17 protein-coding genes are annotated in these 20346 nt (G+C 37.8%); 5 read left to right on the top strand and 12 right to left on the bottom strand.

Annotated elements, in window-relative coordinates; all coding sequences use genetic code 11:
• Positions 1-67: 67 nt before the first annotated feature.
• The gene (locus tag J5J03_RS02830; protein ID WP_208585999.1) at positions 68-415 is read left to right on the top strand and encodes a hypothetical protein; all 348 of its coding nucleotides are present in this window, start codon (positions 68-70) and stop codon (positions 413-415) included.
• A gap of 378 nt (positions 416-793) precedes the next feature.
• On the opposite strand, the gene J5J03_RS02825 is transcribed toward J5J03_RS02830, so the two are convergent.
• The 3 genes from J5J03_RS02825 to pflB all read right to left on the bottom strand — a co-directional run bounded on the left by J5J03_RS02825 (position 794) and on the right by pflB (position 4488).
• On the bottom strand, positions 794-1213 hold the full coding sequence (locus tag J5J03_RS02825) for an organic hydroperoxide resistance protein (protein ID WP_208585998.1): 420 nt from the start codon (positions 1211-1213) through the stop codon (positions 794-796).
• A 94-nt stretch (positions 1214-1307) separates the two neighbouring features.
• Complete coding sequence (gene pflA / locus J5J03_RS02820; protein WP_208585997.1) at positions 1308-2069, bottom strand: pyruvate formate-lyase-activating protein; 762 nt, start codon at positions 2067-2069, stop codon at positions 1308-1310.
• A gap of 157 nt (positions 2070-2226) precedes the next feature.
• Entirely contained in the window at positions 2227-4488 is a 2262-nt protein-coding gene (pflB, locus tag J5J03_RS02815) for a formate C-acetyltransferase (RefSeq protein WP_208585996.1), read from the bottom strand.
• A 221-nt stretch (positions 4489-4709) separates the two neighbouring features.
• Between pflB and J5J03_RS02810 the strand changes: the two genes are divergently transcribed.
• On the top strand, positions 4710-5876 hold the full coding sequence (locus J5J03_RS02810) for an iron-containing alcohol dehydrogenase (RefSeq protein WP_208585995.1): 1167 nt from the start codon (positions 4710-4712) through the stop codon (positions 5874-5876).
• A gap of 307 nt (positions 5877-6183) precedes the next feature.
• On the opposite strand, the gene ytzI is transcribed toward J5J03_RS02810, so the two are convergent.
• Positions 6184-6375 carry a YtzI protein gene (ytzI, locus tag J5J03_RS02805; protein ID WP_208585994.1) on the bottom strand — a complete coding sequence of 64 codons (192 nt, stop codon included), beginning with the start codon at positions 6373-6375 and terminating at the stop codon, positions 6184-6186.
• A gap of 160 nt (positions 6376-6535) precedes the next feature.
• Between ytzI and J5J03_RS02800 the strand changes: the two genes are divergently transcribed.
• Both J5J03_RS02800 and adhE read left to right on the top strand, forming a co-directional pair.
• The gene (locus J5J03_RS02800; RefSeq protein ID WP_208585993.1) at positions 6536-6784 is read left to right on the top strand and encodes a hypothetical protein; all 249 of its coding nucleotides are present in this window, start codon (positions 6536-6538) and stop codon (positions 6782-6784) included.
• A 43-nt stretch (positions 6785-6827) separates the two neighbouring features.
• Entirely contained in the window at positions 6828-9425 is a 2598-nt protein-coding gene (adhE, locus tag J5J03_RS02795) for a bifunctional acetaldehyde-CoA/alcohol dehydrogenase (RefSeq protein WP_208585992.1), read from the top strand.
• A gap of 283 nt (positions 9426-9708) precedes the next feature.
• Here adhE and J5J03_RS02790 read toward each other — a convergent pair whose 3' ends face one another.
• From J5J03_RS02790 to J5J03_RS02775, 4 genes are all read right to left on the bottom strand, one after another.
• Positions 9709-10056, bottom strand: a complete 348-nt coding sequence (locus J5J03_RS02790) for a DUF1360 domain-containing protein (protein ID WP_208585991.1) — start codon at positions 10054-10056, stop codon at positions 9709-9711.
• Between the two features lie 493 nt (positions 10057-10549).
• On the bottom strand, positions 10550-10930 hold the full coding sequence (locus J5J03_RS02785) for a DUF4870 domain-containing protein (RefSeq protein ID WP_208585990.1): 381 nt from the start codon (positions 10928-10930) through the stop codon (positions 10550-10552).
• Between the two features lie 78 nt (positions 10931-11008).
• Positions 11009-11941: a bile acid:sodium symporter family protein gene (locus tag J5J03_RS02780; RefSeq protein WP_208585989.1), complete on the bottom strand. Its 933-nt coding sequence runs from the start codon at positions 11939-11941 to the stop codon at positions 11009-11011.
• 20 nt (positions 11942-11961) lie between these two features.
• Complete coding sequence (locus J5J03_RS02775; protein ID WP_208585988.1) at positions 11962-12738, bottom strand: ABC transporter ATP-binding protein; 777 nt, start codon at positions 12736-12738, stop codon at positions 11962-11964.
• A 550-nt stretch (positions 12739-13288) separates the two neighbouring features.
• Between J5J03_RS02775 and J5J03_RS02770 the strand changes: the two genes are divergently transcribed.
• Entirely contained in the window at positions 13289-14758 is a 1470-nt protein-coding gene (locus tag J5J03_RS02770; RefSeq protein ID WP_208585987.1) for a catalase, read from the top strand.
• 61 nt (positions 14759-14819) lie between these two features.
• On the opposite strand, the gene J5J03_RS02765 is transcribed toward J5J03_RS02770, so the two are convergent.
• From J5J03_RS02765 to J5J03_RS02750, 4 genes are all read right to left on the bottom strand, one after another.
• A complete protein-coding gene (locus tag J5J03_RS02765) occupies positions 14820-16256 on the bottom strand; it encodes an aldehyde dehydrogenase family protein (protein ID WP_208585986.1) in 1437 nt (478 codons plus the stop codon).
• 15 nt (positions 16257-16271) lie between these two features.
• Entirely contained in the window at positions 16272-17327 is a 1056-nt protein-coding gene (locus J5J03_RS02760; protein WP_208585985.1) for a homoserine dehydrogenase, read from the bottom strand.
• A 71-nt stretch (positions 17328-17398) separates the two neighbouring features.
• Entirely contained in the window at positions 17399-18598 is a 1200-nt protein-coding gene (locus tag J5J03_RS02755) for a cystathionine gamma-synthase family protein (protein ID WP_208585984.1), read from the bottom strand.
• A 42-nt stretch (positions 18599-18640) separates the two neighbouring features.
• Entirely contained in the window at positions 18641-19849 is a 1209-nt protein-coding gene (locus J5J03_RS02750) for a M24 family metallopeptidase (protein ID WP_208585983.1), read from the bottom strand.
• Positions 19850-20346 lie beyond the last annotated feature (497 nt).

Below are 20346 nucleotides of genomic sequence, written 5' to 3'. Positions count from 1 at the left end.
ATAAAAGAAATGTAAATTTTGAGGAAGGTAACTTTACTACTTTGTTTAGCAGGTGTATACTGGATAAATGAATAGAGAAAGGGAGATGGTTGAGTATATGAGAAAATCCCTCATTCTTGTCATGATGATGTTAACCATTTCTCACTTAATCACATTATCAAATTACCCATCTGATCTAACATTCAACATCGAAATAAATGACGAACTACATGCTGCTTATTATTATGATACAGATTATCATGATTCAACTGCAGACAAAGGTGTTTTAAATGAAGAGCGAGTAATAATTGGAGCATTACTACTATTCGTGATCCTTTACACTCTTCTTCAAGCATTTGTAGCTCGACATTATCTACATGCGGTATTTTATCAATCTAACTATCTGATCACATTTGTACCCCTTCCACAAAAATAAATGAAGGAGGTATAAACATGTGGTTTAGATTCTTTATGATTGGCCTATTTTCTTTTGCAGCAGTGAGTGTTTGGCTGTACCAAGGAATTGAATTTTTCCAGGCCTTCTCAGATTACTTCAAAAATCGTTCGTAATAAAGTAAAACTATGCTCGTTGGAGTTTTCGGCCCCACTGAGCATTAGCAAAACTTAGCAGGGTTAGCGTCTTTTATCCTTAAATATATTTGAAGTTTGGGGTGTACAGACGATTAACGCCATGATAAAAGGAGCACGGTATATCCCATAACACCGTGCTCTTTCTATCTTACGACAAGAAAGTATAAAATTTGGGTATTTGTCTACGCAAGCGCCCAGAAACGGGCGCTCTGCGCTTTTCTTATTATACAGCTTTTGTATTTAATTCTACGTCAATATTTCCTCTTGTAGCTTTAGAGTATGGACAGAAGTCGTGCGCTTGTTTTGCGAGTTCTTCTGCTTCTTCTTGTGATACACCTTTAATTTCTACATTAAGTACTACACCAATTTTAAATCCTCCGTCAGCTTCATCTTTTATTAAGCTAACTTCTGCCGTAATAGCAGATTCAATATCTTTTTTTTGTTTGGATGCCATTAAGTTCAAGGCACCGTCGTAGCATGCAGCATAACCTGCAGCAAATAATTGTTCTGGATTAGAGCCTGTTCCATCACCATCACCCGCTGGATTTACCAGGTTTAAGTCAATTAAACCGTCATCTGATTTGACATGACCATCACGGCCACCTTGTGCAGTTGCTTTGGATGTAAATAATACGTTACTCACTCTATCCACTCCTTTAAATTAAATTAGAACGTTTGCTTGTTCTATATTATTTATTCTACCAATACTATTCCTTTTCCTTCAATTATTAAACATTCTATTTAAGTGAAATGGAGAATTTTTCTGTTTGTAAAGCTGTACCTAATATTTTTTCTGCATTCACTACTCGTTCTTGTGATGGCGGCTCTATTCCTTGAAGTGGATAATCCAAACCAAGCTCTTTCCATTTGTAGATACCTAGTTTATGATAAGGTAACACTTCAATCTTATCGACATTGGACAAAGTCCCGATAAATGCTGCCAATCTTATTAATGCTTCATCTTCATCACTTATCGTTGGGACTAATACATGTCTGATCCAAACAGGCACACTTCTTTGATCAAGGTATTGTGCGAATCGCAAAATATGCTGATTAGACATACCAGTTAATGCTTGATGTTTTACCATATTAATATGTTTTAAGTCTAATAAAACTAGATCTGTTACTTGAATTAATTTATCAAGCTTTTCAAGAAAGTATGGTGAAGTGGAGAAGCATCCTCCACAACTATCAATGGTTGTATGAACGCCAAGTTTCTTTAATTCAGTAAAAAGATCTGTCAAAAAATCCACTTGCAACAAAGGCTCGCCACCACTTACCGTAACTCCTCCCCCCGAGGCTTGAAAGAATGGCAAGTATGATTGAATATCTGCAACTAATTCTTCTACTGTTATGTTCCTTCCATCACCTCTCATCCAAGTATCTGGATTGTGACAATACTGGCACCTTAATAAACAGCCTTGCATAAATACTACATATCGCAGACCTGGTCCGTCTACTGTACCACAAGTCTCTACCGAATGAATTCTGCCAATCATCATACTCACCTCTTTTTTATTTATCTCGGTGCTAATAGCCCCCACTTCAAACTTCAAGTAACAAAGCTAAATGGGATATAACAGATGCTAACACCCTGATAAGTCTTGCTAATAATCAGTGGGGGCAGCCCCACTGATTACAGTCTCACTTTTATCTTTACATACTTTCATGGAACGTCCGATTAATCACGTCAATTTGTTGTTCTCGTGTTAATTTATTAAAGTTGACCGCATATCCTGAGACACGAATGGTTAGTTGTGGATATTTTTCTGGATGTTCCATTGCATCCATCAGTGTTTCTCTCTCGAAGACATTTACATTTAAGTGATGCCCTCTTTTTATTGCATAGCCATCTAACATACCTGCTAGATTACTTATTCTAGTTTGTTCTTCTTTTCCGAGTGCTCTTGGCACAATCGAAAAAGTATTGGAAATACCATCTAATGCATATTCATATGGTAACTTTGCTACAGAACTGAGAGATGCCAATGACCCTCTCGTATCACGACCATGTAATGGGTTTGCTCCAGGTGCAAAAGGCTCTCCTGCTTTTCTGCCGTCTGGTGTATTGCCAGTTTTCTTACCATATACAACATTGGATGTAATGGTAAGAATGGATTGAGTTGGTGTTGCTCCACGGTATGTTTCGTGTTTCTCTATTTTATTCATAAAATTCTTGACGAGATCTTTGGCGATTTGATCTACTCGATCATCATTATTACCGTACTTTGGAAAATCTCCTTCAATCTCATAATCAATTACTAAACCATTCTCATCTCGAATTGTTTTAACTTTGGCATACTTAATCGCACTTAACGAATCCGCCACAACTGATAACCCTGCAATTCCACATGCCATGGTTCGAAATACTTCCCGATCATGCAGTGCCATCTCTAAACGCTCATAGCTATATTTATCATGCATATAGTGAATAATATTTAATGCATTTACGTAAAGATCAGCAAGCCATTCTAGCATTCGATCATATTTTTCCACTACCTCCCCATACTCTAAATATTCAGAAGTAATTGGAGCATAGGCAGGTCCTACTTGCATTTTTAGTTTTTCATCTACCCCACCATTTATCGTATATAATAATGCTTTTGCAAGGTTTGCTCTAGCTCCGAAAAATTGCATTTGTTTACCGATCCGCATGGCAGATACGCAACACGCGATGCCATAATCATCACCATATTGTTCACGCATGAGGTTGTCATTCTCATATTGAATAGAACTTGTGTCAATGGACATTTTGGCACAATATTTTTTAAACGCTTCAGGCAAGCGTGTGGACCATAGTACTGTCAGATTTGGTTCAGGTGCCGGCCCCAAATTAGTTAATGTGTGTAAAAAACGGAATGAGCTTTTTGTAACTAACGGACGTCCATCTAATGCTATACCACCAAGCGACTCTGTAACCCAAGTTGGGTCACCACTGAATAGTTCATTGTACTCTGGTGTTCTCGCAAATTTCACAAGACGAAGTTTCATGACAAAATGATCTACCAACTCTTGTGCTTGCTCCTCTGTTAAATATCCTTCTGCTAAATCTCTTTCAATATAAACATCCAAGAAAGTCGATACTCTACCTAAGCTCATTGCAGCTCCATTTTGTTCCTTAATAGCAGCTAAATATGCTAAATATAACCACTGTACCGCTTCTTGGGCATCGTTCGCCGGATGGGATAAATCGAAACCATATATTTCTCCTAATTGCTTTAACTCTTGTAACGCTCTGATTTGTTCTGTTATTTCCTCCCGGTCTCTAATCACCTCTTCCGACATCTGACCATTACCACCAATAATGTTTAATTGTGCTTGCTTATCTGCTATTAGTCGATCCACGCCATATAATGCTACCCGACGATAATCACCGATAATTCTACCGCGCCCGTAAGCATCTGGAAGCCCTGTTACAATGCCGGCTTTTCGAGCTAGCAGCATCTCTTTCGTATATGCATCGAAAACACCTTGGTTATGTGTTTTTCTATATTTTGTGAATGTTTTCACAATTTTTTCGTCAACTTGATAACCATATGACTGTGCGGCTGCTACCGCCATACGGATACCTCCAAATGGCTGTAAGGAACGTTTAAATGGTCGATCTGTCTGTACACCTACTATTTTTTCTTTCGTTCTATCTAGATAACCTGCTCCGTGTGAAGTAATGGTCGAAACTATTTCTGTATCTAAGTCGTAAACTCCACCGTTTTCCTGCTCTTGTTTCGTCAATTCCATCACTTGTTCCCACAATTTCAGAGTATTCTCTGTTGCATCTGTTAAAAATAATTCATCACCATCATACAAAGTGAAGTTTTTCATAATGAAGTCTCGCACATCAATTTCTTCCTGCCAACGACCTGGTGTAAAGCCTTGCCAAGCTACCTTCGTTTGATCTACTCTTTCTTCTACTTTCATTTTATGTTCCTCCTCTTCACATTGTTCAATATTGAGCATGTTTATATTATTAGTATATCCCTTTCGTTGATGTTTGTCATGTGAAATAGTGAACAAAAATGTTGTTTTTTATAAGGTGTCAGAATTTGTTCACAATTGGAAACATGAAGCATAATACTTTACACATACTAAAATTACTGCAATATTTAAAGGTGTATGTTGATTTAGGAGGAGGCAAAGAAATGCAAAACTTCATTTTTCACAACCCAACGAGATTGTATTTCGGTCAAGGGCAATTAGAGAACGTAAAAACAGAATTACAAAATTACGGTGGTAATATTCTTCTTGTCTACGGCGGCGGAAGCATTAAACGCAATGGCTTATACGACCAAGTAATGGATATATTGAAGAAAGCAAATAAAAATGTATTTGAATTGAGTGGTGTCGAACCAAATCCTCGTGTCACTACTGCACGTAAAGGTATCGAAATTTGTAAGGAAGAAAAGATAGATTTCATCCTTGCGGTCGGTGGTGGTAGTACAATTGACTGTACGAAGGCAATTGCCGCAGGTGCCAAATCTGAAGATGATATTTGGGATATTGTAACTAAGAAGGCAAATGTTACTGGGGCACTTCCATTCGGAACGGTTTTAACACTGGCAGCAACCGGATCGGAAATGAATGCAGGATCAGTTATTACAAATTGGGAAACAAATGAAAAACATGGTTGGGGAAGCCCATACACTTACCCTGCTTTCTCGATCTTGGATCCTAATTTCACCAAAACAGTACCGAAAGACCAAACAATCTATGGCATGGTCGACATTATGTCACATGCACTTGAGCATTATTTCCATCATGAAGAGAATACATTGTTACAAGATCGTATGGTAGAAGGAATTCTACAAACGATGGTAGAAACAGCTCCAAAATTATTAGAAGATCTTGAAAATCAAGAGCTTCGTGCAACAGTCTTATATAATGGTACGATGGCATTAAATGGCATGGTAAATATGGGTTATCACGGAGACTGGGCAACACACAACCTAGAACATGCTGTTTCAGCTGTACATGACATTCCACACGGTGGTGGTCTTGCTATCCTCTTCCCCAAATGGATGGAGTATGCAATCGATGCAAATGTAAGTCGTTTTAAACAGTTAGCTATCCGTGTATTTGATGTGGATCCAAGTGGTAAATCTGATAAAGAAATTGGCTTAGAAGGAATTGCTAAACTTCGTGCATTCTGGAATAGTATTGAAGCTCCTTCCCGTTTGTCTGATTATGATATTGGTGAAGACAGTATCGAGGAAATGGCTGATAAAACAGTGATTGCGAGACCTGAATTTGGTAACTTCAAAAAACTGAACCGCGATGATGCGATCGCCATCTATAAAGCTTCTTTATAATAAGGTAGGGATAAGGAACCAACTAATCATTAGCGAAAATTTGTTGAACGGACATTGAGTGCGTTATTTGACGGAATAACACCCGTTTTTCGGTTTTTGCGGACATTTAATCCCTTATTCGGCTTTTTTCGATCAAATTTAGCTTTATTTTCGATGAATAGCGGAATAGATGTCCGCATGTACCCTAAAAACGCCACTTTTGTCACAAATAGCGGAACAAATGTCCACACTCTCCCCCGGATTTACTGGCGGGGCATCTATGTCCAAGCTATTTCGCAGAACGAGCAAACAGTGACCGTTTGTATTTTTATCGGTCACTGTTTTCATTCGTATTTTTCTCTGTTTGATCGGTTTTTACTTCTGTTCCTTCACTACTTTCCTGCTCACTTGGTAACGGATCAATTGTATGCTGATACCCATACCCTTTATTTAATGTCATAATGGACAATGCTAATACTGCAATCACGACTATAATACAAACAATGATAACAACCCACATGTACTGTATCCTGCCCTTTCTGTTAAATAAATCAATTATAACACATTCTTTATTGTGAAATATTTCACAAAATTGACAAAAACCAATCATTTTGTATACGTTTCCGTATGATATGATGAATTCAGAACAAATAAAGGAGGTAATAAAAGGAGGAAACATAATGCTTTCTTATGAATGGATTGATTTCAGTACAGACACAGATTTTTACAACCAAGCGACATTCGAAGAGAAAATCGGTGACCAGTTCGAAGCTCTATTCTTAGAGCGTAACAAAGCATATCCTAGCATGATCTGGACAAAGCACTACGTCATCTTATTAAAAAACACATCACGAATGTATCAAGATCTTACCTTTATTAAAATTGCACGCAATCCCACCCAAGAGTTAACAGAAATTCATTTTTTTTAAACAGTCATGCTCAATATTTCACAAACTATAAGGAGGAGAAATGATGAGTACACAAGCTATCGAAAAACAAGGTAATGTTCAGCAAACGATTGACCAAAAAGTGAAACAAGGTATAGCAGCATTGTCACAATTAAAACAATTAAATCAAGAAGAAATCAACCACATTGTTAAGGAAATGGCACTTGCCGGTTTAGATGCACATATGACACTAGCAAAAATGGCAGTAGAAGAAACAAATAGAGGTGTATACGAGGATAAAATTATTAAAAATATATTTGCTACAGAATATATCTACCATAATATTAAATATGATAAAACCGTTGGAATCATGAATGAAAATCAACATGACGGTGTATTGGAAATAGCAGAACCTATTGGTGTTATTGCCGGTGTAACACCGGTTACCAATCCAACGTCTACTACCATGTTCAAGATCTTGATAGCAATAAAAACGGCTAATCCGATTATTTTTGCTTTCCACCCTTCTGCTCAAAAAAGTAGTGCAGAGGCAGCTAATATATTGTATCAGGCTGCAATAAAAGCTGGTGCACCAAAACATTGCATACAATGGATCGAACAACCTAGCATTGAAGCAACGCAACAGTTAATGACACATGATGATATCGCACTTATTCTAGCAACAGGTGGAGCCGGAATGGTTAAATCAGCCTACAGCTCTGGAAAACCAGCACTTGGCGTAGGACCTGGTAATGTACCATGTTATTTTGAGAAAACAACTGATGTCAAACGAGCTGTCAATGACTTAATTCTTTCTAAAACTTTTGATAACGGAATGATTTGTGCATCAGAACAGGCAGTGATCATTGATCAAGCAATCTATCAAAAAGCACAACAGGAAATGCTTAACAATCATTGTTACTTCTTAAACAAAGAAGAAAAGAAAAAAGTGGAGAAACTTGCAATAAATGAAAAAACGTGTGCAGTAAACGCCGATATCGTTGGAAAAAGTCCTGTAGAAATTGCTAAAAAAGCTGGAATTAATGTTCCTGCAGACACTAAAATTCTAGTTGCCGAATTAAAAACAGTTGGACCTACTGAACCACTTTCTCGTGAAAAATTAAGTCCAATCCTAGCATGCTATCAAGTTAAAAATTATCAGGAAGGATTCAAACGGTGTGAAGAAATGCTTGAGTTCGGTGGTCTTGGTCACTCTGCTGTTATCCATTCTAATGATCAAGAGATTGTCGAAGCATTCGGTAAACGAATGAAAGCAGGTCGTATCATTGTTAATGCCCCTTCTTCTCAAGGAGCGATTGGAGATATTTACAATGCTTACTTGCCATCTCTAACATTGGGCTGTGGTTCTTATGGTGGTAACTCTGTTTCAACTAATGTTGGTGCAATTCACCTTACCAACACTAAAAAAATAGCAAGGAGAAACGTCAATATGCAGTGGTTTAAAGTACCGCCAAAAGTCTATTTTGAGAAAAACGCCGTACAGTACTTGGCGAAGATGCCGTTAATCTCTAGAGCCTTTATTGTCACTGACCCAGTCATGAGACAACTCGGTTATGTAGACAAGGTACTCTATTACTTACGTAAACGAGCCGACTATGTGCATTGCGAAATCTTTTCTGATGTAGAACCCGATCCATCCATTGAAACTGTGATGCGAGGGAAAGAAGAAATGAGTAAATTCAAACCAGATGTCATTATCGCCATTGGTGGTGGCTCTGCCATGGATGCTGCTAAGGGTATGTGGTTATTTTATGAGCATCCAGAGACAGACTTTAATGGTATCAAACAAAAATTCTTAGATATTCGTAAACGTGTCTATAAATATCCAGAGCTCGGAAAACAAGCACAATTTGTAGGAATTCCAACGACATCTGGAACGGGATCCGAAGTAACTCCTTTCTCCGTTATTACGGATAAACAAAACAACATCAAATATCCATTAGCTGATTATGCCTTAACACCTGATGTTGCGATAATTGACCCTCAGTTTGTCATGACGGTACCACCAGTAGTTACTGCAGATACTGGTATGGATGTACTGACACATGCGATTGAGTCTTATGTATCCAACATGGCGAATGATTATACAGATGGACTGGCGATAAAGGCCATACAGTTAGTTTTTGAATATTTACCTATCGCATATAAAGATGGCACCAATGAAAAGGCCAGGGAAAAAATGCATAATGCATCTAGTATTGCAGGAATGGCTTTTGCTAATGCGTTTTTGGGTATTAATCATAGCTTGGCACATAAGCTGGGAGCAGCATTCCAAATTGCACACGGCCGAGCAAATGCGATTCTCTTGCCACACGTGATTCGCTACAATGCGAAAAAGCCAACTAAATTTGTTTCTTTTCCAAAGTACGAGCATTTTGTTGCAGATCAGCGATATGCAGAAATAGCAAAAATACTGGGGCTTCCTGCACGTACAACAGAAGAAGGTGTAGAAAGTTTAATCAAAGCAGTGTGTGAACTTGCCAAACAATTGGATATTCCAATGAGCATTGAAGCAAATGGTGTTGAGAAAGAAACATTTATGAAACAAGTGGATCACTTAGCCGACAAAGCTTTTGAGGATCAATGTACAACCGCAAATCCAAAATTACCACTAGTTACTGAATTAAAACAGATCTACTTAGAAGCTTTTAAAGGTATCTAACTTGATAAATACCGAGGAAAGTGTCGCCTTTCCTCGGTTTATTTTGAATAAGAGTAGAAGTAGGTTAGACTTTTTCACCGTTTTTCTGTAACTCCCGAACGCTTTTATAGCGACCTCATAAAATAATGTAGGAATGTTTCCTAATCTTGTATGATGAAGGAGTTTTGATCATGTCCAATATTACACAACGGTCTGTTAACAGACGGAAAAAAGGACGAAGAAAAAAGTCATGTAGCTGTAGTGGCTATAAAAGGAAGAAGCAGCAATAAAGATACATGAATGTTTAAATAAAGTAGGAAATAATTACTTCAATAATTGATGCTACCCCCGCAACTGCCAATACAATAATTATTGGTATAAATATAGTAGAGTAGAAATGGAAACCTAAAAATAAGATAATTGAAGACCAAATGCCCGTACACCAGTGACACCGTAATAATTCACCAATCCATCTTTTCCAGCCGTTTCCTTTAAACATCACAGTCTCTTCTATGGTACCATCGGGCAACCATTTTTCTTCTACTTCAAAAAAAGGTGCTCGAATAAAACCTGTGATTTTATCATAAACAATCAGTCTTGTTAAACGAAATGTTGCAAGTGATAATAAAACAAAAGATAACCATGTAATCAAAAGCACACCTTCTTTCTTTTCTTCTTTACTTCCATATTATTAAACAGATACCTAATTCATGAATAAAAACGAAGGGTTACCAAATTCTCTTTTGGCAAACCCTTCGTTTTCTACGTTTTTTTGCAAACGATTTTTCTATTTTCTGTGTTCGAGAAAACTGAGCAAAATCCGCTCAGTCCTTATCAATCCTATGGAAATTGTTTGGCCTGAAGATCCACTTTTTCGAGCGGTTTTTGCTCAAAAAAGTTAGCTGAAGGGTAATGCCAGAGTGGTGGTCAAACAGTTGATATAATTCCATAATGCCTACTAGAGGAATCATAAAGTGGAAGTTGGCGGCCTTCGCTAAGATTTGCTCTACAACATACGTTAAACCTGGCAACTTGGGTTATTCTCAAGTTTCGCTTATCATAGTTCAAAATACGAGTATGCCACAGACCATATACATTCCTTATTAGAAGAGACCTGATGTGAGCATCAGATCAGAATTTCATCATTATTTATCTAATTGTTGTTCTACGATATCCCCTATCCAAGGCAGTTTGAAGTAGTGACCTTGATAGGCTTTTACCATCAGGAAAACCCATAAAACAAGCGTTAAAGAGGCGATTAAAATATTTACAAGCCATCCTAATAAAGGTATCATACCAAGAACCGTATTTATTATCATCAATCCAACAAATACAAAAATCGACTGTAGTGCATGAAAACGGATAAAACGGTTTTCTTTCTCTAACAATAAAAAAATGATACCGCTAATAAACCCTACTAAATACGTTAAAAAACCTGCTACATTCTGATCTAATCCTGTTGATGTCTTTGTCTGTTGCTCTGACTTTTGCTCTTCATTATCTTTCGGTAATTGATCCTCTGTCATTTTTCGCCCTCCTTCCGTTTAAACATATACTTCAATAGTGAATTCTATCATTTTTCTGAATATTCTCAATATTAACATTTAATTTCTTCTCTGAAGAAATTTACTATATAAAGAAGCCAAAATTTGTTGAAATAACATGCCGACAACAACGGGAACAGCTACTGGTCCAGGGAAATACTGTACAGCTATAACGGCTCCTGCGCTAATATTCCTCATTCCACTGCTAAAAGTTAGCGAAATCACATCTTGACTAGCCCGTTTTAACCACTTCGACAGTAACCAAGCTAAATAATAGCCACTAGCAGCAACAAAAAACATCGTAATAGCTACTTTAATGAGGTGAAAATCAACATCCAATAAATAATCCGCTACCTCTGAGCTATTAATCATAATGACTAGCGCTAACGCCATTTTTGAAAAAGGGGCTAAACGTGGACTCCATTTCTCATGAATTCCTCCACGAGTTAATTCGTGCAGAATCATACCTAATATGGAAGGAAGTACAATCATAATAAACAGACCTTTCATCATCGCCCATACTTCTAGATCAACAGACGTACCGATAAATAATGATAAAGACAGCGGAACAATGAAAGGCGATAAAATCGTATCAATCAATATAACAGATAATGTTAACGCCACATTCCCTTTATTCATGGATACCCAAATAAAGCTTGTGATACCTGTAGGAATAATCATCGCTAACACAAAGCCAATAACAGTAAAATGATCATTACTAAAGGTTAGTGTTCCGATCAGAAACGCCCATAACGGCATTAAAATATGTAAGATAACAAGTGCAATCAATATCGATAAAGGATGGGCAACCACTCGATATAAAGCAACAAAATTAAGGCTCAAACTACCCGCGAATGTCATAAATGCAAAAATCCAGATAACCCAGCTATCATATTGAATAAAAAAATCTGCAAATACAACACCGATAACCACACTAGACGGTGCTATAAAAGGCATAATACGTTGTAACACTTGATTCAAATGGTTTAACATTTCCGTCTACTCCTAGGGTGTTATTTCTTCTTTAACCTTGGCCGTTTCTCTGACCAATCTACCTCTACCGGCACCTCAAAGAATGCTGTTAAATTTTCCGAATTCACCATTGCTTTTGTTGAACCTTGATTAAATACACGTCCATCCTTTAACAACAAAGTTTTCGAAAAAGTTGGTAAAATTTCTTCTACATGGTGTGTGACATATATAATTGAAGGTGCATTTTCCCCTTTGCTAATATGCTCAATCGACTCTAGTAATTTCTCTCTTGCGATAAAATCTAACCCATTTGTCGGCTCGTCTAAAATTAATAATTTTGGGTCATTCATGAGTGCTCGTCCGATTAACACACGTTGCTGCTCTCCCTGAGATAATGTTCGGTAGGCACGGTTAGCATAAGAGAAGCATTCAAGATCCTTTAATAGCTGTTGTGCTTTGGCACGCATCTCATCTGTAGGGGTTTCATATAAACCAATCGAAGCAAACGCTCCGCTTAATACAACTTGGTATGCACTATCGGTACCATAAATTCGTTGTTTTAAGGTAGATGAAACAATGCCAATTTGTTGTCTTAGCTGTTCACCAAGTACATCTTTACCAAATTGCCTGCCAATCACATTAACTTGACCTTCTGTTGGAAAATAGTATGAACATAACATATGTAAAAGTGCTGTTTTCCCCGCTCCATTCAGCCCTAATAATGTCCAATGCTCTCCGTTCTCCATTTTCCAATTGATATCTTTTAGTATCCAGTTCCCCTCTTTTTTTAATCCTACTTTTTGTACATTCAATACCATTCTATATCACTTCCTTCATCTATTTAGTATACACCGGTAATTTTAAAATTTCTTGTGTTTGATTTGCAGAAAAATTTTTTATTAAAAATCGCACTTTTCTATTGAAAATGATTCTCATTATCGTTATAATAGATTTAATCACATAGAGTGATGAAACATTCCCTTTACACATATCTTTTGTTACCCCCAATCAACAAAAGTTCAAGGATGTTTCCCATTCCATTAGAGTAGCTAAGAATAGCTGCTCTATTTTTTCGTTTATTTAACAGTTTTATTGGGTATTGCAATATAAAGTGAGACTATGATCAGTAGGGGATAACCTCCACTGATCATTAGTTAAACTTATCATGTTATCCACCCACTTAGTTTCTTTGTAATACTTGAAGTTTGTAATAGTGCTTATAGACGGTAGCACCTTAATAAATTTTAAGCAGACATATATTTTACACAAATTTTATTTAAAATTATTATAAATAAATATTGATTTTTATTAGATTTGTATTATAATAAAAGATGTAATATAAAGAATAAAGGAGAGGTGTTACATTATATGAGCCAAGAAAAAAAATACTTAACAACTGCCTCTGGTGCACCAGTAGGAGATAATCAAAACTCCATTACAGCGGGGCATAGAGGACCAACATTAATTCAAGACGTTCATTTGCTAGAAAAACTAGCTCATTTTAATCGTGAAAGAGTTCCAGAAAGAGTTGTACATGCAAAAGGTGCCGGAGCACACGGCTATTTTGAAGTAACAAATGACGTTTCTAAATATACAAAAGCAGACTTTCTATCTGAAGTAGGCAAAAAAACACCTATGTTCATCCGCTTCTCTACTGTAGCGGGCGAATTAGGTTCTGCGGATACTGTACGTGACCCACGTGGTTTCGCTGTTAAGTTCTATACAGATGAAGGGAACTATGATTTAGTTGGGAATAACACGCCGGTATTCTTTATCCGTGATGCGATTAAATTCCCAGACTTTATTCATACACAAAAACGCAACCCGCAAACACACTTAAAAGATAAAAATGCGGTTTGGGATTTCTGGTCACTATCACCAGAGTCACTTCACCAAATTACTATTTTACACTCTGACCGTGGTATCCCTGCGACACATCGTCATCAAAATGGGTACGGAAGCCACACATTTAAATGGGTAAATAAAGATGGAGAAGCGTTCTATGTGAAGTATCATTTTAAAACTGATCAAGGTATTAAAAACTTAGATCCTAAAGTTGCAGATGAGCTTGCAGGTACAAACCCTGATTACCATATCGAAGATCTGTTTAATGCCATTGAAGAAGGAAACTATCCTTCTTGGACATTAAAAGTTCAAATCATGCCTGAAGCAGATGCGCAAAACTACCGTTACGATCCATTTGATGTAACAAAAGTATGGCCACATGAAGACTATCCATTAGTTGAAGTTGGTAAAATGGTATTAGATCGTAACCCTGAAAATTACTTTGCAGAAGTAGAACAAGCAGCATTTTCTCCTGGACATTTTGTTCCTGGTATTGAAGCATCTCCAGATAAAATGCTTCAAGGTCGTTTGTTTGCCTATTCTGATGCACATCGTTACCGTATTGGAGCAAACCATGAGTCATTACCAATTAACCGCGCTAAATCACCGGTTAATAACTATCAACGTGACGGGTTCATGAGCCACGACGGTAATGGTGGCAGCGCACCTAACTATGAACCAAATAGCTTTAGTGATGCACCAAAAGAAACACCTGAAAACAAAATTAGTCCATATGAAGTTTCCGGATTTGCTGATAGTGTTCCATATGATCAAGATGATCATTACTCACAGCCTCGTGCATTATTCCGTGATGTAATGAATGATGAAGAGCGCGAGCGTTTAATCCAAAACTTCGCTGACCATATGAGTGGTGTAACTCGCGAAGGTATTGTGGAACGTCAATTAGAAAACTTCTACAAAGTAGACCCTGAATTAGCAGAAGGTGTTGCTGCTAAATTAGGAGTAGAAGTTCCAGCACATGTAAAAGAATAAAGAAGAGCCAAAAAAAAGAGACCAGTACGGTCTCTTTTTTTAGTTCTTATTTTTAAAAATATTAGTTTAGTTTAAAACTCACTACCTTTTGTTCTGTCATGGCTTCGATTGAGGACTTGATACCTTCTCTTCCTAACCCTGATTGTTTCACCCCTCCAAAAGGCATAGCATCAATACGATAATCACTACTATCATTCACCATGATACCGCCGACTTCTAATTCCTGTATCGTTAAGAACGCATTTTCCACATCTTTTGTAAATATCCCTGCTTGCAGCCCGTAATCAACAGCGTTTGACTGAGCAATCGCTTGATGCACATCCTCTACTGAATAGACAAGTACAACAGGACCAAAGATTTCTTCTTGCGCAATTACAGCATGCATGGGGACTTCGGTTAGAATAGTAGGATAATAAAAGGCTCTTTCTCTTTTTCCACCAATTTGAATGTTTGCCCCTTCTGCTACAGCTTGATTCACCCACGCTTCGACCCTTTTGGCTTCCCGTTCATTAATCATTGGACCAACGTCTGTTAATGGATCCAATTTATCTCCCAATCGCAATTCTGAAGTTCTTTGACTATATAACTCCAAGAATTGGTTATATATTTCTTTTTCTACATAGACTCTTTGGACACCTATACAATTTTGACCGGCAGCTGTAAAAGAACCTGAAACACAAGATAGCACTGCTTTATCAATATCTGCATCTTTTAACACAATAACCGGAGAGTTGGACCCAAGCTCCATTCCTACCTTCTTAATTCCAGCTTTATGCGCTATTTTCTTCCCAACATCTACTCCACCCGTAAATGTAATCATTGTAATGGAAGGATGTGTGACAAGTACATCTCCTACATCTCGACCTGATCCGGTCACAACGGACAGCATACCTGCCGGAAGCCCCGATTCTGTAAAAGCTTCTGCCAGAAGCAATGCACTTAACGGCGTATCAGAGGCAGGTTTGACAATAATTGCGTTTCCTGAGGCAATTGCTGGACCGACCTTATGAGCTACTAGATTTAAAGGATCATTAAAAGGAGTGATCGCTCCAATGACACCTACTGGAAAACGGTAATAATAGCCAACCCTATTTTCTCCAGTTTCACTTTGATCAAAATTAATCGTTTCTCCATTTATCCTTCGTGCTTCTTCTGCACTAATTTGAATCGTTTGAATCGCTCGCTTTACTTCCATGCGAGCTTCCTGAATGGTTTTACTTCCCTCTAATGCAATCGTTTCTGCATAACGTTCTTTATTTTCTTCTATATAGGAGGCTACTCGTTGAAGTACGGCCATTCTTTCATGAGTTGGCCATGGTTTGTTACTGAGATATGCCTCCTCTGCTTTTTCAATAGCCAACAGCATATCATTTTCTGTAGCTAGTGGCACTTTGGCAATTAATCGATTATCTTGCGGATCATATACATCAAATGTTTGTTCAGCCGCTATCCATTGTCCTGCAATCAACATTTTTTCTTGTTTTACTTTTAGTTGCATGAAATTCACCCCCTATTAAAGTTTGGTTAGAGCTCTGTGGCGATGATAATGAATGATATCAATAAAAAGTGAATAACCTGTTTCCATTAGCCCTGCACCTGCACCTGTTAACATGATAGGACCAGATAAGTCGCATTCGTAAACAATCGCATTTGTCGGGCCATTAACACCAGCTAATGGGTCATTATCATTAACTAATTCTGGCATAACAGAAGCTTCAATTGAACCATCTTCCTTTTTAGTTAAGCGTGAGATCAGACGCCATTTTTGATTTTTATCTAAGGCTTCTTTCACCATCTCTACTGTTAAATCGCTAATTCCTTTACAATAAATCTCTTCTGATACTATTTTTTCACCCATTAAATAATTCGCTAAAATCGCTGTCTTATATCTTGCATCATAACCTTCCACATCACTAGTTGGATCTGCTTCTGCATAGCCTAAGCTTTGAGCTTTTTCTAATGCTTCCTTATACGTCTTACCTTTTTCCATTTCCGTTATCATATAGTTAGTCGTCCCATTTAAGATACCTTTAATTTCTGTTATTTCATTTCCTGCTAATGTCATGACGGGTAATCTGAGAGCTGGTGTTCCGCTCATTACTGTGCCTTCAAACCCCCAGAACACCCCATTTTTTTCAGCTAATGCTGATAACTCATCATAAGCCAAAGCAACAGGACCTTTATTAGTCGTTACAACACTTTTGTTATGTTCAAAAGCTGTTCGACAATGATCAATGGCAGGTTGACCTGTCTTCACATCTGTGAATGTCACCTCTACAATCATATCTGCATTCGTATTCTTGATTGTTTCCATGCTGTCCCAGCCTCTAATTAATCCTGTGTGATCTGGATAAGTATCTAAACTTCCAGACTCTCTAACGGCAGATAACAACTTTTCAATGTTTAAACCATCCGGATGATACACAGATCCTTTCATAATATCGGAGACAGCGACAACCTCAGGATCAAAACCATAAGACGGCTTTTCACCCTTTTGTTGCTTCAAGAAAATCTCTGCCAATGCCTGCCCAACACCGCCAAACCCAATAAAAGCGACCTTCATAGTCAATCTCATCACCTCCATCATTTTTTAAAGAAAATCTCGGCGATAGCCCTGCTCGTTTTAGTTAAAAATATGGTTTATTTGTTTACAAATAGACTTTCTGGCAAAGAGTGAAAAGCTTGCTCTAAATCATGAATTAGGTCATCCTTATCTTCCAGTCCTGCTGAATATCGAATTAATCCTTCTGGTATCCCCATTGCTGCTCTTTCCTCAGGTGTACATTCTACGTGACTTGTTGTGCGTGAAGGTCCAACAATCGTTTCAACTGAACCAAGATGCGCTGCACGGTTCACATATTTTAGCTTTGGAAGCAGATGTCTGAGTGTATCCACCCCACCCTTTACGGAGAAACTTAACATACTACCAAAGCCGTTCATTTGTTTCTGAGCAATCCTATGGCCCGGATGGTCTTCTAATCCTGGATAAAATACTGCTTCGACAGCATCAACTGATTGCAAATAGCGAGCAACTGCCATTGCATTTTCACTTTGTTTTTCAATCCTTAATTGAAGCGTTTTCATACCCCGCAATAACAAGTAGGCTGACATTGGGTCAAGTGTTGCTCCATTAATCTCTCTATAATGATAAATACTTTCTACTAATTTTTTTGATCCACAAACAGAGCCACCTAACGCATCTGCATGCCCTCCTAAAAATTTAGTAGCACTATGAATTACTAGGTCTGCTCCCAATTCAAGCGGATTTTGATTAATCGGAGTGGCGAAAGTGTTATCAACAATGACAATAGCTCCTGCTTTTTTCCCGGCCTTCGCCATCTGTTCAATATCTGTGATTTTTACCGTTGGGTTTGTCGGGCTTTCTAAATAAAGAATTTTACATCCTTTTGCTACCTCTTTTTCAATCGCTTCATGATCCCCTGTGTCACATAAAACCACGTCCACTTTTTGTTTTGGCAGAAATTCGGTGAATATTTTATTGGTTCCGCCATACGTGTCTTTTATGGAAACAATTCGATCTCCAGGAAACAATAGTGTTCCAAGTGTATTACTAATCGCTGCCATTCCTGTCGAAAAGCTTGTAGCAGCTTCTGCCCCTTCTAAAATTCTTATTTTTTCTTCAAATGCATCTACGGTTGGATTGGTATTACGACCGTAAATATGACCTTCTTTATTTCCGATAGCGACTTCATACCATTCATCCATATCGTCATAACCAAAAGATACACTGTGTACAACAGGAACTTGAGTGGCACCGAAAGCTAATTGATCTTTTTCCCCTGCCCATACTGCTTTTGTACTCATTTTTACATCTCTCATACTATACCTCCTCATCTAGTACTTATCTAATTAACTTGAAAACTAGCTGATGATTCCACCTTGTTCTTGAAATGGAAAAGGATCTTGCACAATCAAATCTCTTGGAATTTTAGTGAATGTTTCACCGCCATTTCCTGTTACTCGAAATGATTCACTAATCTCAATTCCATAGTCATTAAACCACAAGGCCGGAATAAGGTGGAAAGTCATGTTGGGTTGTAAAACCGTTGAATCCTCTGTTCGAATGCTTGCTGTATGCTCTCCCCAATCTGGCGGGTAACCTAAACCTACGGAATATCCTAGTCTTGCTTCTTTTTCAATTCGATATTTTTGGAGACAGTTATACCAATACCTTTCCAGTTCTCCACAAGTAACACCGGGTTTTACCGCATCCAAAACAGCATTCAAACCTTCTACGACAATCGGGGCAATTTTCTCAAGCTGCATAGCAGGTTTACCTATCGATACCGTTCTAGCTACTGGTACATGATACCTCTTGTAACAACCTGCTAGTTCAATAACAACAGACTCTCCTTCTTTATATTTTCTCTCCGACCAAGTTAGATGTGGTGCACCAGTATTATCTCCAGACGGAAGCAATGGAACAATAGCTGGATAATCTCCGCCATAATCATCCGTACCAGAAATCATTTGGTAATATATCGCTGCTGCCGTATCACACTCTCTATTCCCTACTCTTACACTTTCTACTGCTTTATACATCGCTTGATCAGCTATTTCTGCTGCCCGCTTCATATACTCAATTTCTTGCTCTGATTTGATAATTCTTACATAGTTCACTAATAAATCGGCATTTTTAAACGTAGCGTTTGGAAGTCCTAACTTTAACCTTTCGTGAGCTTTGGCAGTGAAATAATAGTTATCCATCTCAACACCAATTTTTCTATTTCCTTGCCCTATCTGGTTTAAAATTTCTGCAACAAAATCCATTGGGTGATAAATCGATGATTGTACATAATAATCTGGGAATGGAATAATATTTTCGTTGTAGATCCATGTGGTAATTTTCGCGCCATTGGCATCTTGATAACGACCAATCCAAATTGGCTGAGGCTCATCAATGATGATAATTAACATTTGGTGAACATAGAATGACCAAGCATCATAGCCTGATAAATAATTCATATTAGCTGGGTCTGTTACAAGTAACACTTCCATGCCGTTTTCGACCATCCGTTGTTTCGTCTTCGTTAAACGTTTTTGATATTCTAAAATATCAAAGGCTAACATCGTATCCCCCCTCCACCCCTAAAAAATTCTTTTCATTTCTTACCTTTATCTTATTAAACAGCAAGTTGAAATGTAATGTTCAGATTGTATGAAGTTTTTCCTTTTCTGTCATACAACATGCATAAACCCCCGAATTATAAGATATAATGTCCAATTTTCACTTAAAAAAAGAGCCGCTGAGGCTAAAGTGGTTTAAAAACACAACAAATTCCGAACGATAACCAATTCTGATCACAGAATTCGTCTATTCGTTCGGAATTTTGCCGTTATAAAGTGAAACTATCATCATTTGTGAAACTTATCAGGGCGTTAGCGTCTGTTATTCCCACTTAGCTTCTGTGTGTTACTCGAGGCTTGAAGTGGGTTCTCACAGACGTTTAGCACCGTGTATTTCAGTAAATCCTTATGGTCATTTTGACATGAATAGAGTGTAATACTACCGCTTCGGCTGACCGTTTCGCTTTCCGGGGGGCATGCTCTTCAGCTAACTTTGGTAA

Source organism: Gracilibacillus suaedae (assembly GCF_017599345.1).
Lineage (GTDB): Bacteria > Bacillota > Bacilli > Bacillales > Amphibacillaceae > Gracilibacillus > Gracilibacillus suaedae.
The sequence above is the reverse complement of the archived record's forward strand: the minus strand, read 5'-3'. Positions and strand labels throughout refer to the sequence as shown.

Coding starts and splice junctions, on each gene's coding strand:
- J5J03_RS02830 (WP_208585999.1), top strand. CDS start 68: ATGAATAGAGAAAGGGAGATGGTTGAGTATATGAGAAAATCCCTCATT.
- pflA (WP_208585997.1), bottom strand. CDS start 2,069: ATGATTGGCAGAATTCATTCGGTAGAGACTTGTGGTACAGTAGACGGA.
- pflB (WP_208585996.1), bottom strand. CDS start 4,488: ATGAAAGTAGAAGAAAGAGTAGATCAAACGAAGGTAGCTTGGCAAGGC.
- J5J03_RS02810 (WP_208585995.1), top strand. CDS start 4,710: ATGCAAAACTTCATTTTTCACAACCCAACGAGATTGTATTTCGGTCAA.
- ytzI (WP_208585994.1), bottom strand. CDS start 6,375: ATGTGGGTTGTTATCATTGTTTGTATTATAGTCGTGATTGCAGTATTA.
- J5J03_RS02800 (WP_208585993.1), top strand. CDS start 6,536: ATGCTTTCTTATGAATGGATTGATTTCAGTACAGACACAGATTTTTAC.
- adhE (WP_208585992.1), top strand. CDS start 6,828: ATGAGTACACAAGCTATCGAAAAACAAGGTAATGTTCAGCAAACGATT.
- J5J03_RS02785 (WP_208585990.1), bottom strand. CDS start 10,930: ATGACAGAGGATCAATTACCGAAAGATAATGAAGAGCAAAAGTCAGAG.
- J5J03_RS02780 (WP_208585989.1), bottom strand. CDS start 11,941: ATGTTAAACCATTTGAATCAAGTGTTACAACGTATTATGCCTTTTATA.
- J5J03_RS02775 (WP_208585988.1), bottom strand. CDS start 12,738: ATGGTATTGAATGTACAAAAAGTAGGATTAAAAAAAGAGGGGAACTGG.
- J5J03_RS02770 (WP_208585987.1), top strand. CDS start 13,289: ATGAGCCAAGAAAAAAAATACTTAACAACTGCCTCTGGTGCACCAGTA.
- J5J03_RS02765 (WP_208585986.1), bottom strand. CDS start 16,256: ATGCAACTAAAAGTAAAACAAGAAAAAATGTTGATTGCAGGACAATGG.
- J5J03_RS02755 (WP_208585984.1), bottom strand. CDS start 18,598: ATGAGAGATGTAAAAATGAGTACAAAAGCAGTATGGGCAGGGGAAAAA.
- J5J03_RS02750 (WP_208585983.1), bottom strand. CDS start 19,849: ATGTTAGCCTTTGATATTTTAGAATATCAAAAACGTTTAACGAAGACG.